Source organism: Frischella perrara, assembly GCF_000807275.1.
In the GTDB taxonomy this organism is placed as follows: domain Bacteria; phylum Pseudomonadota; class Gammaproteobacteria; order Enterobacterales; family Orbaceae; genus Frischella; species Frischella perrara.
The window spans coordinates 917,569-934,071 of the sequence record NZ_CP009056.1; the positions used below are offsets into that span (position 1 = coordinate 917,569).

11 protein-coding genes are annotated in these 16,503 nt (G+C 33.9%); 8 read left to right on the top strand and 3 right to left on the bottom strand.

The features are described from left to right. Nucleotides 1-7: 7 nt before the first annotated feature. The 8 genes from FPB0191_RS04060 (at nt 8) to FPB0191_RS04095 (ending at nt 11,116) form a co-directional block, all read left to right on the top strand. Nucleotides 8-673 (top strand): ABC transporter ATP-binding protein, encoded by a 666-nt coding sequence (locus FPB0191_RS04060; RefSeq protein WP_039104237.1) that lies wholly within the window; start codon nt 8-10, stop codon nt 671-673. Nucleotides 674-690: 17 nt separating this feature from the next. Continuing rightward, a complete protein-coding gene (locus FPB0191_RS04065) occupies nt 691-1,116 on the top strand; it encodes a DUF4418 family protein (RefSeq protein WP_052236749.1) in 426 nt (141 codons plus the stop codon). A gap of 79 nt (nt 1,117-1,195) precedes the next feature. Then, nucleotides 1,196-2,419, top strand: a complete 1,224-nt coding sequence (locus tag FPB0191_RS04070; RefSeq protein ID WP_039104238.1) for an ABC transporter permease — start codon at nt 1,196-1,198, stop codon at nt 2,417-2,419. Beyond that, nucleotides 2,419-3,105, top strand: a complete 687-nt coding sequence (locus tag FPB0191_RS04075) for an ABC transporter ATP-binding protein (RefSeq protein WP_039104240.1) — start codon at nt 2,419-2,421, stop codon at nt 3,103-3,105. The genes FPB0191_RS04070 and FPB0191_RS04075 overlap by 1 nt, the downstream gene beginning before the upstream one ends. A 447-nt stretch (nt 3,106-3,552) precedes the next feature. Next, the gene (gene rho, locus FPB0191_RS04080; RefSeq protein ID WP_039104242.1) at nt 3,553-4,815 is read left to right on the top strand and encodes a transcription termination factor Rho; all 1,263 of its coding nucleotides are present in this window, start codon (nt 3,553-3,555) and stop codon (nt 4,813-4,815) included. Nucleotides 4,816-4,979: 164 nt separating this feature from the next. Next, nucleotides 4,980-6,398, top strand: a complete 1,419-nt coding sequence (gene gndA / locus FPB0191_RS04085) for an NADP-dependent phosphogluconate dehydrogenase (RefSeq protein WP_039104245.1) — start codon at nt 4,980-4,982, stop codon at nt 6,396-6,398. Nucleotides 6,399-6,526: 128 nt separating this feature from the next. After that, the gene (gene rlmKL / locus FPB0191_RS04090) at nt 6,527-8,632 is read left to right on the top strand and encodes a bifunctional 23S rRNA (guanine(2069)-N(7))-methyltransferase RlmK/23S rRNA (guanine(2445)-N(2))-methyltransferase RlmL (protein WP_039104247.1); all 2,106 of its coding nucleotides are present in this window, start codon (nt 6,527-6,529) and stop codon (nt 8,630-8,632) included. Nucleotides 8,633-9,184: 552 nt separating this feature from the next. Then, nucleotides 9,185-11,116 (top strand): peptidase U32 family protein, encoded by a 1,932-nt coding sequence (locus FPB0191_RS04095; RefSeq protein ID WP_052236980.1) that lies wholly within the window; start codon nt 9,185-9,187, stop codon nt 11,114-11,116. A 234-nt stretch (nt 11,117-11,350) separates the two neighbouring features. On the opposite strand, the gene htpG is transcribed toward FPB0191_RS04095, so the two are convergent. From htpG to gapA, 3 genes are all read right to left on the bottom strand, one after another. Then, the gene (gene htpG / locus FPB0191_RS04100) at nt 11,351-13,225 is read right to left on the bottom strand and encodes a molecular chaperone HtpG (RefSeq protein WP_039104251.1); all 1,875 of its coding nucleotides are present in this window, start codon (nt 13,223-13,225) and stop codon (nt 11,351-11,353) included. 274 nt (nt 13,226-13,499) lie between these two features. After that, nucleotides 13,500-14,870, bottom strand: a complete 1,371-nt coding sequence (locus tag FPB0191_RS04105; protein ID WP_039104253.1) for a hypothetical protein — start codon at nt 14,868-14,870, stop codon at nt 13,500-13,502. A gap of 305 nt (nt 14,871-15,175) precedes the next feature. Next, the gene (gene gapA, locus FPB0191_RS04110) at nt 15,176-16,174 is read right to left on the bottom strand and encodes a glyceraldehyde-3-phosphate dehydrogenase (RefSeq protein ID WP_039104255.1); all 999 of its coding nucleotides are present in this window, start codon (nt 16,172-16,174) and stop codon (nt 15,176-15,178) included. Nucleotides 16,175-16,503: the final 329 nt, after the last annotated feature.

Here is a 16,503-nt window from a genome sequence, read left to right on the forward strand (position 1 = left end):
TAACAATATGAATATCCTTGAAGTAAATGATGTTTCTAAAAATTATGATTCTTTATATGCCCTTTCTAATATAAATATGTCAGTTGGCGAAGGAAAATGGTTATCAATAATGGGACCTTCGGGTAGTGGTAAGAGTACCTTAATGAATATCATTGGATGTATGGACAAACCTTCGAAGGGATCAGTTATTTTAGACGGACAAGATATCACTAAATTATCTTTAACCGAACTTACAGCTATTAGGCGTGATAAAATTGGTTTAATATTTCAACAATTCCATTTAGTTTCTTATCTTACCGCTTTAGAAAATGTTATGTTAGCGCAGTATTATCATAGTATGGTTGATGAAAGTGAGGCTCTTAATGCTTTAGAACGTGTAGGGTTAGCAGCAAGGGCGAAACATTTACCTAATCAGTTATCGGGTGGTGAACAGCAACGTGTGTGCATAGCTCGAGCATTGATTAATTACCCAAAATTAATTTTAGCAGATGAACCGACGGGAAATCTTGATGAAGCAAATGAATCTTTGGTATTAGATTTATTACATCAATTGCATGAAGAGGGTAGTTCAATTATAGTCGTTACCCATTCCCCTGAAGTTGCTAAGCATGCCGAAACGACAGTAGTTCTTGAACACGGTAAAGTCGCTAAAATTATAAATAATCGAATATAATCATAAGGAATTTTATAATGAGTAAATATATAGTTGCGATTCTGATAAGCTTAATTGGTTTACTAATTATTTTAGTGCCAACTTTTTTATTACCAGTTTGCTCACCTATTGAAGTGATAAATGGTGATATGCATAATCATACGAGTTATAAATTTATGAAATGTCACTGGACATCGCAAGCTGAAATCGGTATTGGGTCTGTTATTTTAGTAATAGGCATATTCATGTTATTAATGAAATCCCATCTTGTTCGGTTAGGGATGAGCTTATCCTTAATTGTTATTGCCTTACTCGTAGCAGCGATACCTACTGTATTAATTGGTGTTTGTCCCGGAGAGACCATGGCATGCCATATTGGTACTTTACCTGGGCTATTGCTTTTAAGTATGACACTTTTAATTATTTGTAGTATTAATGCTTTTTATCTCAAACGTCACAACTAATATGTTATCGTAATCAGCAATGATTTTATTGAAGAACGGTAAATTATGAACTTTACTGGATAAAATCGGATAGGAATTTATGCAAAGAATAAAGCAAATTAAATCGCTATCGATAAATAGCCTTGCATGGCGTAACTTAACTCAAAAACCATTTAGAACGGTTTGTTTGATTATCATAACATTGCTTTTTTCAGCGACATTATTTGGTGGTAGTATTTTAACCAAAAACTTGAGTGATGGTATCTCTGGAATGGCTAGTCGATTAGGGGCTGATATTCTTATTGTCCCTTATGGATATGAAAAACAGCTTGAAGTTGCTTTATTGCGTGGTGAGCCAAGTACCTTTTATTTAAAAGCAGATCTTGCAGATAAAATCAAAACTATTGAGGGTGTAACGGCTGTATCATCGCAAATGTTCATTGCATCCTTAAGTGCTGGATGCTGTAGTTCAAAAGTTCAGCTAATTGGATTCGATCAAGCAACTGACTTTGTAATTACACCTTGGATGCAGCAACACCTGACAAAAACTCTTCAAGCTAATGAAGTAGTGATAGGCTCAAAGATTCAGGCTGATATTGGTGATGAAATTATATTTTATAATCAGCCATTTCGTGTGGCAGCGAAAATGGATAGTACTGGAATGGGATTCGATACTTCAGTATTTATGTCGATGGATACTGCTTATAATTTAATGAAAAAAGCAAATTTACTCAGTGGTGATGTTGATCATATTAAAGATTATGTTTCCTCATTATTTATTCGAGTTAATCCTAACTATCAACCAAAAATGATCGTTAACCAAATTATGCAAAAATATGCTACTGAATATAATTTGGATTTTATTATAACTAAAGGAATGATCAGTAACATCTATAACTGGTTAACTACTTTTTCATTCATCATTTATGGATTAGCCATTATTTTCTGGATTTTAGCTATAGCTGTTATTTTTATTGTATATTCTTCAACAATTAATGAACGTAGGCGTGAAGTTGGTATATTACGTATATTAGGTGCTTCACGTCGTATGCTGGTGAAAATGTTATTCACTGAATCCATAATTATCAGTTTTATCGGTGGCATTATGGGGATTATGATATCGGCTATATTGCTCATAGCTTTTCGCATGTTAATTTGTCAGTCACTTGGTTTACCATGCGCAAATGTAACACTAAGTAGCGGTATAGAGTGTGCATTATGGGTATTTTTACTTACATTGATCATTGCTCCACTGGCTAGTGTTTACTCGATATTATCCATAACAAGAACAGATAGTTATCAAACATTTAGAGAGGGTGAATAATGTTGCTAAATGTTAAGAATGTTCGTAAACAGTATCAACGTGACAAAGTCTTTGTTGCTGTTGATAACGTTTCATTTTCCTTAGTACATCAAGACTTTGCTTGTATTATGGGTCGATCTGGCAGTGGTAAAACAACATTATTAAATATGATTGCCGGAATTATCACACCAACTCAAGGTAGAGTAATAATAGATAATACTGATATATCAGTGTTAGCGGATAAACAGGTATCACAATTTCGGAATCAAACTATTGGATATGTTCCTCAAGGTAATAGTTTATTAACAAGTTTGAATGCGATAGAAAATATCTGTTTACCTTATATTTTTTATGACAAAGGCAATCAAAACTTGACTGATAAGGAAAATCTTATGGAGCGTGCAGAGCAACTCATGCAGCAAGTCGGTATCAGTTATTTGAGCCAATTGTATCCTAAACAAATGTCTGGTGGAGAAATGCGTCGTGTTGCTATAGTTAGATCATTGATCTGTGCACCCAAACTGCTATTAGCCGACGAACCAACAAATGATCTAGATCAAGAAAGTGCAGAGCAAATTATGCAGCTTTTAGCTACGATTAATCTAGAAGGCACAGCTATTTTAATGGTGACTCATGATCTGGATGTCGCAAATTATGCAAAGCACCAGTATAAAATGGAGGCAGGAAAACTGCATTTACTAAGTTAAGCGTGTTAAGGGTATCAAGTTTTAATATTATCTTAGATATGAATATCCGCTTGAAAAAGGCTTACTAACTGTAAGGTTGATTATTTTTTATGCTTTTAAAAAATAATAATAGATATTAAATGTTTATTTTTTAATGATTCTTGTTGAAAATTGATGATTAATAATAGACATTTATAGTACTTTGGTATATATTTAATACCGTCTTTATCTAGACAGGTCTGCAATCCTTTCACTTATATCGGCTAATAATGACATTAGATTTCGTGGAAGTGTACAATAAATTTTTACTAAGAGATTAATAAAACGTGCACATTAATTTTATTAATTTAACCCTTTAAACTTTAGAAATAAATAACATGATTAACTTATTGACTGTTTGACTTGGTTAAACACAATATAATTAACGAAACGACATATCGAATTTATCCTCAATAATCTTAATAAATTATGAATCTAACTGAACTAAAAACTAAACCTGTATCCGAGCTTGTTACTCTCGGTGAAAAAACAATGGGGCTTGAAAATTTAGCCCGTTTACGTAAACAAGATATTATTTTTGCCATTTTAAAACAGCATGCTAAAAGTGGTGAAGATATTTTTGGTGATGGAGTAATCGAAATATTACAAGATGGTTTCGGTTTCTTACGTTCGGCCGACAGTTCCTATTTAGCCGGTCCCGACGACATTTATGTATCACCAAGTCAGATCCGGCGCTTCAATTTAAGAACGGGTGATACGATTTCTGGAAAGATTCGCCCACCGAAAGAAGGTGAACGATATTTTGCCCTCCTAAAAGTCAATGAAGTCAATCACGATAAACCAGAAGATGCCCGCAACAAGATCCTTTTCGAAAACCTTACTCCACTTCACGCAAACTCTCGTTTACGCATGGAACGAGGAAATGGATCAACTGAAGATATAACAGCGCGTGTATTAGATTTAGCAGCACCGATTGGTAAAGGTCAACGTGGATTAATTGTTGCACCACCAAAAGCTGGTAAAACAATGCTATTACAAAACATAGCGCAAAGCTTGGCTATGAATTATCCAGAATGTGAATTAATGGTTTTATTAATTGATGAACGTCCTGAAGAAGTAACGGAAATGCAACGTTTGGTTAAAGGTGAAGTGGTTGCATCAACCTTTGATGAACCTGCAGCGCGTCACGTACAAGTAGCGGAAATGGTGATTGAACGGGCTAAACGTCTCGTTGAACATAAAAAAGACGTTATTATTTTATTAGATTCTATTACGCGTTTAGCGCGAGCTTATAATACTGTAGTTCCATCTTCTGGTAAGGTATTAACCGGTGGTGTTGATGCAAATGCCTTACATCGTCCAAAACGTTTCTTTGGTGCAGCACGTAATGTTGAAGAAGGCGGTAGCCTTACCATTATAGCTACTGCTTTAGTTGATACTGGTTCCAAAATGGATGAAGTCATTTATGAAGAGTTCAAAGGTACTGGTAATATGGAACTTCATTTATCGCGTAAAATTGCTGAACGTCGTGTATTCCCAGCGATTGACTTTAATCGTTCCGGTACTCGTAAAGAGGAACTCATGACTTCACCAGATGAGTTACAAAAAATGTGGATTTTACGTAAAATCCTTAATCCAATGGGTGAAGTTGATGCAATGGAGTTCCTTATCGATAAATTATCAATGACTAAAACGAATGAAGACTTTTTTGATATGATGAAACGGTCATAAGAGTTAATTATTTATTCGTTATTATTTTATGATAATTTAAACTAATCTTTGAAGCCGTCGCTATGCTGACGGCTTTTTTAGTTTTAATATTTATGGTTTAATGTCTCAAGGAATTATTGCGCGCACAGCGAATAGTACAAAAATAGTACAAAAAGAGGTTTAAAATGTCGAAACAAGAAATCGGTGTTATTGGTATGGCCGTAATGGGTCGTAATTTAGCATTAAATATTGAAAGTCGTGGTTATTCAGTTTCAATTTATAATCGTTCAAGAGATAAAACAGAACAAGTTATAAGTGAAAACCCTAATAAAAAACTTGTACCATATTACACTTTACAAGAATTCGTCGATTCATTGGAAAAACCTCGTCGCATTATGATTATGGTTCAAGCAGGTAAAGGTACTGATGCAGTAATTGATGAACTAACACACCTTCTTGATAAAGGAGATATTATTATTGATGGTGGAAATGCTTATTTTGAAGATACCATCAGACGTAATAAAGATCTTTCAGAAGCTGGATTTAATTTTATTGGTACTGGTGTGTCGGGTGGTGAAGAAGGTGCATTGAAAGGACCATCAATTATGCCAGGTGGACAAAAAGAAGCGTATCAACTTGTTGCACCAATCTTAGAAAAAATAGCGGCAAAAGTTAATGGAGAACCTTGCGTTGCTTATATTGGTCCTAATGGTGCGGGTCATTATGTCAAAATGGCTCATAATGGTATTGAATACGGTGACATGCAATTAATCGCTGAAAGTTATGCCTTCTTAAAGCATATTGTTGGTTTAACTAATGATGAACTAGCGGAGGTTTTCACCGAATGGAATCAAGGTGAACTAAACAGTTATTTAATTGAAATTACTGCTGATATTTTTAAACACAAAGATTCATCTGGTAATTATCTTGTTGATGTAATTTTAGATGCAGCAGGTAACAAAGGTACGGGTAAATGGACAAGTCAAAGTGCGTTAGATCTTGGTGAACCATTGACCTTAATTACTGAATCAGTTTTTGCACGTTATATTTCGGCTTGTAAAGATCAACGTGTAGCTGCATCGAAAGTATTGCAAGGACCAAAAGCTGTCATACAATCTGATAAACAGGCACTTATTGAGAAAGTTCGTAAAGCATTATATATGGGGAAAATTGTCTCATATGCACAAGGCTTTGCTCAACTAAAAGCGGCATCCGATAAATATGATTGGGATCTGAATTATGGTGAGATCGCTAAAATCTTCCGTGCAGGCTGTATTATTCGTGCACAATTTTTACAAAAAATCACGGATGCTTATGCAGATAACCATGAAGTAGTGAATTTGTTATTAACCCCTTACTTCAAACAAACTGTTGAAGCATATCAACAATCATTACGTGATGTTGTGTCATTAGCGGTGCAAAATGGTATCCCTGTCCCAACATTATCAGCAGCTATTACTTATTATGATAGTTATCGTAGTGCAGTGTTACCCGCTAATTTAATTCAGGCGCAACGCGACTATTTTGGCGCCCATACTTACAAACGCACCGATAAAGAAGGTGTTTTCCATACTGATTGGATGGGAATTGAAGGTAAGCACTAATTTTATGTGAGTTTAATTAAAATAAATTATAAAGGAAGCAGATGCTTCCTTTTTTCTAGGCTTAACATTAGGTTAAATCAACAAATCTGTATATAATTAGCGACAATTTTATTAAATTGTGATATTGAATGAACGCATTATTTTCTAGCTGCCCACGTGGGCTTGAAGAACTACTTAAAAAAGAATTACAAGATATTGGCGCGACATCTTGCCAAATTGTGCAAGGAGGAGTCAGTTTCACTGCCGATGATAAAACACTATACCGTAGCTTATTATGGTCTCGATTAGCATCGCGCATATTATTACCCATTGCAGAATTCGACATTTATAGTGATCTCGATCTTTACAGTTGTACGCTAAACCTCAATTGGCCGACAATATTTAATGTTGATGCAACATTCATGGTCAATTTTGTCGGTACTAATGATTTTATTCGTAACAGTCAATATGGCGCTTTGAAAATTAAAGATGCCATTGTCGATTGTTTTAGCCGAAAAATGCAACAACGCCCTAATGTTGCCAAAGATAATCCCGATATACGAATTCACGCTTTTTTAATAAAAAATCGCATTACTTTATCATTGGATCTTACTGGGAGTAGTTTACACCAACGAGGTTATCGAGAAAAAACGGGAGCGGCTCCTTTGAAAGAGAATTTAGCAGCGGCAATCGTTATACGGTCTGGTTGGCAACCCGATCAAATACTACTTGACCCAATGTGTGGTTCTGGCACTTTGTTAATTGAAGCGGCGATGATGGCTGCGAATATTGCTCCGGGTCTGAAACGTAATAATTGGGGGTTTCTAGCGTGGCAAGATTTTAATGCAACTTTATGGAATGAAGTTATTTTTGAGGCTAGAGAAGCAATAAAGCCAATTACTATGCCAATTATCGGTTATGATAATGAATCAGATGTAATAAAAAAAGCTAAACAAAATGCTAATAAAGCGGGCGTTGGTGACTACATTGATTTTGCAGTGCAAGATGTAACACAACTCGTTAATCCATACCCAAACCAAAAGGGTACAATTATCAGTAATCCGCCATATGGAGAAAGATTAGAAAGTGAACCAGCATTAATTGCTCTGCACACTGCTCTAGGTCAACGTATTAAAATGGCTTTTGGTAATTGGAATTTATCTCTTTTTAGCGCTGCACCACAGCTTTTAGATTGTTTACAAATGCGTGCGGATCGCCAGTTCAAGGCAAAAAATGGTCCATTGGATTGTGTGCAAAAAAATTATCATATTAGTCAACGTGATAATTCTAATCATGTAGATACTCATCTTCCGGCAGATGATTTTGCTAACCGTTTGCGAAAAAATGTACAAAAGTTGACTAAATGGGCTAAACAAGAAGGGGTAGAATGTTATCGATTATATGATGCGGATCTCCCTGAATATAATGTAGCCATTGATCGTTATAAAGAGAAAGTTGTTGTACAAGAATATGCACCGCCAAAGACCATTGATAGCAACAAAGCGAAACAACGCTTATTTGATATAATAAATGCCACAATGTCAGTGTTAGGTTTAACCGCAAATCAGTTAATATTAAAAACGCGTGAACGACAAAAAGGTAAACAACAATACCAAACTTTGGCTCGTAAGCAGGATTTCTTTTTAGTTAGAGAATACAATGCCCATTTCTGGGTAAATTTGACGGACTATTTAGATACTGGTTTATTTCTAGATCATCGTATAGCCCGGCATAAACTAAGTAAAATGACAAATGGCAAAGATTTTTTAAATCTATTTGCTTATACCGGTAGTGCAACTGTTTATGCGGGATTAGGTGGCGCTAAAACAACGACCACAGTTGATATGTCGCGTACCTATCTTGAGTGGGCTGATCGAAATCTTAAACAAAATGGTTTAACTGGGAAGAAGCATCGGCTTATACAGGCAGATTGTTTATTTTATATGCGCGAATGTGATGAACAATTTGATGTGATATTTATCGATCCGCCTACATTTTCCAATTCTAAACGAATGAGTGAAACTTTTGATGTTCAGCGTGACCATTTAGAATTAATGAAATATCTTAAACGATTATTACGTCCTAATGGTATTATCATGTTTTCTAATAATAAACGTGGCTTTAAACTCGATTATACCGGGCTTGCGGAATTAGGTTTACGTGCAAAAGATATTAGTGAACAGACTATTTCTCTTGATTTTAAACGTAATAAACAAATTCATTGTTGTTTTTTAGTTCAGCATAGCGATCAATAGTAATAATTAAGCAGCAAATTAAGAAATTGGTTTTGAAGAATGAGTAACAATTTCTGTGCTTAATTGACAACCATAACTTTCGGTATTGAGAATATACGTGAAATGGTAGGCTTTAGGGCTGATCGCGTTGCGATATCAAATCAAATAACGGATACGTTACATAAAATTTGTACGTATCCGCCAATAAAGCAAATACCTCAAAATATTATTACGCCAAATATGACTTATATAGGGTATAGATAGTAATAAAAACTATCGTTTCTTATTATTCATATCCCGTTTAATAAAAAAATGCCAATAACATTTATCCGCATATGATAAAAAATTGATTTGGAAATATTTGAAACAGATTTCTTAAAATAGATGATGATTTTTATAGATTTGAATTTTCAAATCAGCCAGAAGTTATATTGACAATTATTATTTACTTTATCTATTTCTACAGCAAAACAGAAACATATTTAGAATTCAGAAGATTGAAAAGAAATTAAGAGCAATAAATGAAAAAAAAGGTATAATTCTGGCTTCGTTTTTTCCTGTGAATTTGTCATGATACAACAACCTAACAATCAAATTGAATTACTGAGTCCTGCTAAAAATATTGAAATTGCCAAACAGGCTATTTTACACGGTGCTGATGCGGTTTATATAGGTGGTCCACATTTTGGTGCTCGCCATAATGCGGGTAATTCAGTGAGCGATATAGCTAAATTAGTCGAATTTGCTCATCATTTTTATGCCAAAGTATTTGTGACATTAAATACCATTTTACATGATAATGAATTAGAACCGGCACGACTCTTAATTCATCAACTTTATGATGCGGGCATTGATGCACTAATTGTTCAAGATATGGGGATATTAAACTTGGATATTCCGCCATTGGATCTACATGCAAGTACACAAATGGATATTCGAACGCCAGAAAAAGCTAAATTCTTAGCGGATGTTGGTTTTTCACAAATTGTTTTAGCGCGTGAATTAGATCTTCAGGAAATCAAGGCTATCTATCAGCAAACTCAAGCCACAATAGAATATTTTGTTCATGGTGCACTGTGCGTGGCATTTTCTGGTCAGTGTTATATCTCACACGCTCATACCGGTCGTAGTGCTAACCGTGGAGATTGTTCGCAAGCATGCCGATTGCCATTCACCTTAAAAGACGAGCATAATCGTGTAGTTGCTTATGAAAAACATTTATTATCAATGAAAGATAATAATCAATCTAATAATTTAATGGCTTTGATTGATGCCGGAGTTCGGTCATTTAAAATTGAAGGGCGTTATAAAGATATAAGTTATGTAAAAAATATTACGGCCTTTTATCGAAAAAAATTAGATCAAATATTGGAACAACGCGATGATTTAAATTCAGCATCAAGCGGTAAAACAGAGCACTTCTTCACACCTGATCCCGAACGTACATTTCATCGCGGGAGTACTGATTATTTTGTTAATGGTCGAAAAGGGAATATCGGTGCATTTGATTCACCAAAGTTTGTAGGTTTGGAAATAGGGGAGTTAATTAAAGTATCCAACAATGCCTTAGATATTCGAAGCAAAACAGCTTTGGTTAATGGTGACGGGTTAAATGTTAGGGTAAAGCGTGAAGTGGTAGGCTTTAGGGCTGATCGCGTTGAAAAATTATCTGCTGATTGTTATCGAGTGTTCCCTAATGAACTTCCTAAATCATTAATGACTATTCGGTTACCATCTCCTATCAATCGAAACTTAGATCACGTATGGCAACAAAGTTTATTGAAAGAATCTTGTCAAAGAAGAATTGCTGTTTCGTTTATCCTTTCAAATTGTGAAGGAGGAGTAAGATTGACGGCTAAAAGCGAGGAAGGAATAGAAGTCAACCATAAGCTAATAACTAATTTTGAAATTGCGTTACGAGCTGATAAGGCTTTGCTGAACCTTGAAGAAAGTTTATCGAAATTAGGACAAACTAGTTATTATAGCTCTTCAATTACAATCGATTTATCACCAATCTATTTTATTCCAAGCAGTCAACTTAATCAGTTAAGAAGAGATGTTATAGAGTTGCTTTCACAAGCAAGAATTAATCAATATCAGCGTAAAAGTCGTAAAAGCGAAATAACACCAAGACCGTGTTATCCAGAAACCCATTTAACCTATTTAGCTAATGTTTACAATCATAAAGCACGGGAATTTTATCAGCAACATGGCGTTGAGTTAATAGAAAGTGCATACGAAGCGCATAAAGTGAAAGACGATGTGCCATTAATGATAACTAAACATTGTTTGCGTTTTGCTTTCAATTTATGTCCAAAACAAGCAAAGGGTATTCAAGGCGTAAAGAATAAAGTTACTCCTATGAAATTAGTGCATAATAATGAAGAGCTTATACTTAAATTTAATTGTAAAAATTGTGAAATGCAAGTATGGGGAAAAATTAAACCACACGTATTAAAGTTACCTTTATCAGGTAGTGAGCTAATTTTTTTAGATAAAAATTAACTAAAAATGATGCGCTGTACTATGTAGTAATTCAAAAAATTGGGTTAATTTTATCAAAATAAAAATAGTGATTATGCATTATTTAATTAATAAATAAGCCAGCAAGCATTAAATCTAAGATTCTAAAATAAATTGCTTAAATTTTAGTTCAATTATTGGGTAGATATAATAATTAAACAACCGATATAGTATTAGAACTATATCGGTTGTTGATTACTTATTGCTAACTGCTAGTTATTTAGTTAGTAACTTGTTTAAATTTTTGATGAAGTTACTTGGATCATTTAAAGAGCCTTTTTCTGCCAATAATGCTTGATCAAGCAACAATTCAACCCAATCTTTAAATTCAGAATCTTCTTGGGTATCAGCTGCTTTTTTCACTAATGCATGATCTGGATTTAATTCAAAGGTATATTTAATTTCAGGAATCTTTTGACCAGCAGAGGCAAATAATTTAGCCATTTGGGTCGTCATTTCATCATCTGCGGTCGTAACAATTGCAGGCGTGTCAGTTAAACGATGTGTTAATTTAACATCTTTAACTCTATCACCTAAAATACTTTTTACACGTTCTATAAACGGTTCGAGCTCTTTTTGTGCGTGCTTTTGTTCTTCACTTTCTTGATCAGCTAGTTTTTCGATTGATTCATCAGATTTACTAACAGATTGGAAGGTTTTACCTTCAAATTCTGTTAAATGGCTCATCATCCACTCATCAATACGATCTGACAGAAGTAAAACTTCAATACCTTTTTTATTAAATAATTCAAGATGAGCACTATTCTTCGCAGCTTGATAGCTATCAGCAGTAATATAGTATATCTTCTCTTGCCCTTCCTGCATGCGGCTAACATACTCTTCTAAAGAAACAGTTTGTGCGTCACTATCATTCTTCGTTGATGCAAATCTTAATAATTTAGCTATATTTTCACGGTTAGTGTAATCCTCACCGGTTCCTTCTTTGAGTAATTGACCAAATTCATTCCAAAATTGTTGATATTTTTCACTATCATCTTTAGCAAGTTTTTCTAACATTTGTAATACGCGTTTGGTACAAGCATTACGTAAATTTTGAGTTACTTTGCTATCTTGAAGAATTTCACGCGATACATTTAAAGGTAAATCGTTAGAATCAATCAAACCTTTGACAAAACGTAAGTAATTTGGCATGAATTGTTCAGCATCATCCATAATGAAAACGCGTTGAACATATAGTTTAAGACCATGTTTGTGATCACGATTCCACATATCCCATGGTGCTTTTGATGGTATATATAATAAGCTAGTATATTCTTGTTTGCCTTCGACACGATTATGACTCCAAATTAATGGTTCGGCATAGTCATGAGAAAGATGTTTATAGAACTCTTTATATTCGTCATCATTAATTTCACTTTTACTACGCGTCCAAAGTGCTTGAGCCTTATTAATTTTTTCCCATTTTACTTCACTGCTCTCATCATCTTTAGTTAGAATCTCAACCGGTAAAGCGATGTGATCTGAATATTTACTAATAATTGAACGTAAACGCCAATCTTCTAAAAATTCTTTTTCATCGTCTTTTAAATGTAGTGTGATTTCTGTTCCACGGGTATCCTTATTGGCATCAGAGAGTGTGTATTCACCTTCCCCAGTAGATTCCCACATTACCGCTTCATCAGATTTAGCTGTTGCAGCGCGTGTTGTAACCGTTACTTTATCTGCAACGATAAAAGCAGAATAAAAACCAACTCCAAATTGACCAATAAGCTGACTATCTTTTGCTTGATCACTACCAATTGATTCTAAAAAAGCTTTAGTGCCTGATTTAGCAATGGTTCCTAGATTTTCGATGACTTCATCACGAGTCATACCAATTCCATTGTCAGATATAGAAAGTGTTTGGGCATCTTTATTAACCCAAATTTTTACACCTAATTCACCATCACCCGCATAGAGATCCGGATTTTCTAATGCCTTAAAGCGTAACTTATCAGCAGCATCAGATGCATTGGAAATCAATTCTCTTAGAAAAATTTCTTTGTTTGAATAAAGTGAATGGATCATTAAATGTAGAAGCTGTTTTACTTCCGATTGAAATCCTCGAGTTTCTTTCCCTTGGTTACTCATAGATTAATTCCTCAAAATTTGTTTAAACTTTGCTTTTATATAAGTATTAAAAATAATTTTTCAAGTCCGTAAATTAAAGATTTAATAATTTAAAATTATTAAATCAGCTATCAATTTAGCAAAAGATAAAATAGGGGAGAGAGATGATTTGCTATAATTTAGGATTCTAAAAAGAGAGTAAATTGATAGATTAAAATATAAAAATTAAAGCGGTTGGTATTAGAAATACCAATGCCAAAACATAATATATTTAGCATTGGTTATGGATTAGATATTATTTATAAGAAACACAAACTCCATTTTTATTTTGCTTTTCATTCTTACAATGGAATGCCGCATCATAAAGATGTAAATCACAATAATCACCATCGTAAGTTAACCAAAGTCGTCTAGTCGTATTCGGTCCCGCTTTGCCAGCTGGTGCCCATGAATTAGGATATAGTTCTTGGCTGATTAATCCCCATTCAGACACTAAAGCACCTATTTTTCTATAGAAAACACTATCATTCTTCCCTTTAATCACAGCTGCGTTACCAACAAGATCTTCTAATGCAGTAATTTTATATTGATTTTTTCCTTTTGCTGCGCATGCGGTGTCTATGACTTTTGCATCAGCCACCTGTGAATACTTCTCACTCCATCCTGTGAACCATTTCTTTATTCTAAATGGATAATAGATCTTATTGCCGGAAGTTTTATGGGTACCTTCTATTATTACTTCATATCCTTGATCATTTGCTGTAACAAGCTTCCAAACTTCCAAATCATTTTTGGCTGTACTTGTATTGAAATTTATTGTAACAACATCGTTTGTCAGTTCAAAAGTAACTAATTGGCTTCCTTTTGCTATTCTCCAGTCATAATTGTGAACGAGTCCATTCGATGCTAGTAATAAATCAAATTTTGCACCATAAAAAGCAGTTTGTGGAAAGTTAAGCGAACTAGAACTACTTGATTGTACCAAGAAACCTTTTTTTGAATCCCATTCATGTTTTTTTGCATCTTTAGATGCTTGATCGGGTTTTAATGACGCTGGTCTTGCCCAACAGATACCTGAATCATTTAAAATTGTATAAGTTTTTTCAGGTATCTGAGTTACAGTTTCATTTGGGTAAGAATTACTGCGCGGAATGCCATATTTAGACGTCAATTTTAGCTTTGAGGTAATTCTGTATTTATAGGGTGCAGTATACTTTCCAGCTGCTGCTAAAGAGCAAAAGGTATCATTTTCTCCAGGTACAAATACGACTTCTTTACCTTTTTTGTCAGTATAAAGCCATTGAACCGTGGGGGTTGAATCCAGAGTTAGTTCTCCAAATTGATCTCCCTCACTATCAAAATATTCACTGACCGGTTGTTTTAATAATGTGGCAGGTTTAAATAGTTTTTTAAATGGATACGCAGGATTGATGGGTAAATTTCTTATATCTTTATCGCCATAATAATTTCCACTGTTATTATTATTATTAACATCGGTAAAATGAATACCAAATAAATCTAAATTGGTAATTTTATCTTCAATAGCGCTAGTCAAAGTTGGTTTTTCACCTACTATTTCATTTTTAGATGATATATTCAAACTGGCGACGCCGCTAGATAGGTGAAATATTAGTAAACATACTAATGACTTGATTCCCTTTTGCATAGTTCTCTTATTATTTATTAGAATAGTAATTATTAAATCAGTTTAGGTTTAGGTAACTAAGATTATATTAATTTTTTTATTATTATTTATAAAGTGCCTTGTCACCAAACTAATGACTTGATTCCCCTTAGCATAGTTTTCTTATTATTTATTAGAATAGTAATTATTAAAGCAGTTTAGATTTAGGTAACTAAGATTGTGTGATTTTTTTTATTATTATTTACGAAGCGTCTAGTTACAAAAATTAATTAAAAATATAGCTAAAACAAGATTGTTTTAGCTATATTTTGCATTATAAACTCAAATTATTTTTTAGAAACAACTGCAATTAAATCTAGAACTTTATTTGAGTAACCGACTTCGTTATCATACCATGCAACAAGTTTTACGAAAGTATCGCTGATTTGAATACCCGCTTTTGCATCAAATACTGAAGTGCAAACTTCGCCTAAGAAGTCAGTTGAAACAACATCATCTTCTGTATAACCAAGTACGCCTTTCATTGGACCTTCAGATGCAGCTTTAATAGCTTTACAGATATCTTCATATTTAGCTGGTTTAGCTAAACGAGCAGTTAGGTCAACAACAGAAACGTCAGGAGTTGGAACACGGAATGCCATACCTGTTAATTTGCCGTTTAATTCAGGAATAACTTTACCTACTGCTTTAGCTGCACCAGTAGAAGATGGAATGATGTTTTGAGCAGCACCACGACCACCACGCCAATCTTTGTGAGAAGGACCATCTACTGTTTTTTGAGTTGCAGTTGTAGCATGAACAGTTGTCATTAAACCTTCAACAATACCGAAGTTATCATTAATAACTTTGGCTAGAGGAGCTAAACAGTTAGTTGTACAAGAAGCGTTAGACACGATATCTTGACCAGCATAGTCTTTATCATTAACACCCATAACAAACATTGGTGTACTATCTTTAGAAGGACCAGTTAATACTACTTTTTTCGCACCAGCTTGAATGTGTTTACGTGCAGTAGCATCATCAAGGAATAAACCTGTTGCTTCAGCAACAACATCAACACCAACTTCATCCCATTTTAGGTTAGCAGGATCTTTTTCAGCAGTTACACGAATAGTTTTACCATTAACGATTAATTTACCATCTTTAACTTCAACAGTACCATCGAAACGGCCATGAGTTGAATCATATTTAAGCATGTAAGCCATATAGTTAACGTCTAATAAATCGTTAATTGCTACAATTTCAATGTCAGAACGTTTTTGTGCTGCACGGAAAACAATACGACCAATACGACCGAAACCATTAATACCTACTTTGATTGTCATAAGAATTACCTTCTTTTAGTTAAATGTAAATAAAAATATTTTGCCAATAAACTATCAAATTTGAAGTTGTTATTCAAGCTCAATATAAGAATAGAGCAGGAAATGTTACTCGTTAAATTTTACCAAAATTAAACACATTAACCGAATAAATGTTGCCTAAATATACTAAATTTTTAATGATATGATTTTAGTAATTGATTTTAATAATTATATTTTAGAGATAATTGTTATTAATAACCTTATTATTAGTAAGTTTATGCATTTTCTATAACTTTTTTGAATTTCGATATTAACTATATTAACATCGTCATTAATGTAGGTTTTTAATA

Bases quoted from the DNA above. Each gene is read 5' to 3' on its own strand.
- FPB0191_RS04065 (WP_052236749.1), top strand. From the start codon at position 691: ATGAGTAAATATATAGTTGCGATTCTGATAAGCTTAATTGGTTTACTA.
- htpG (WP_039104251.1), bottom strand. From the start codon at position 13,225: ATGAGTAACCAAGGGAAAGAAACTCGAGGATTTCAATCGGAAGTAAAA.
- FPB0191_RS04105 (WP_039104253.1), bottom strand. From the start codon at position 14,870: ATGCAAAAGGGAATCAAGTCATTAGTATGTTTACTAATATTTCACCTA.
- gapA (WP_039104255.1), bottom strand. From the start codon at position 16,174: ATGACAATCAAAGTAGGTATTAATGGTTTCGGTCGTATTGGTCGTATT.
- FPB0191_RS04060 (WP_039104237.1), top strand. From the start codon at position 8: ATGAATATCCTTGAAGTAAATGATGTTTCTAAAAATTATGATTCTTTA.
- gndA (WP_039104245.1), top strand. From the start codon at position 4,980: ATGTCGAAACAAGAAATCGGTGTTATTGGTATGGCCGTAATGGGTCGT.
- rho (WP_039104242.1), top strand. From the start codon at position 3,553: ATGAATCTAACTGAACTAAAAACTAAACCTGTATCCGAGCTTGTTACT.
- FPB0191_RS04070 (WP_039104238.1), top strand. From the start codon at position 1,196: ATGCAAAGAATAAAGCAAATTAAATCGCTATCGATAAATAGCCTTGCA.
- FPB0191_RS04075 (WP_039104240.1), top strand. From the start codon at position 2,419: ATGTTGCTAAATGTTAAGAATGTTCGTAAACAGTATCAACGTGACAAA.
- rlmKL (WP_039104247.1), top strand. From the start codon at position 6,527: ATGAACGCATTATTTTCTAGCTGCCCACGTGGGCTTGAAGAACTACTT.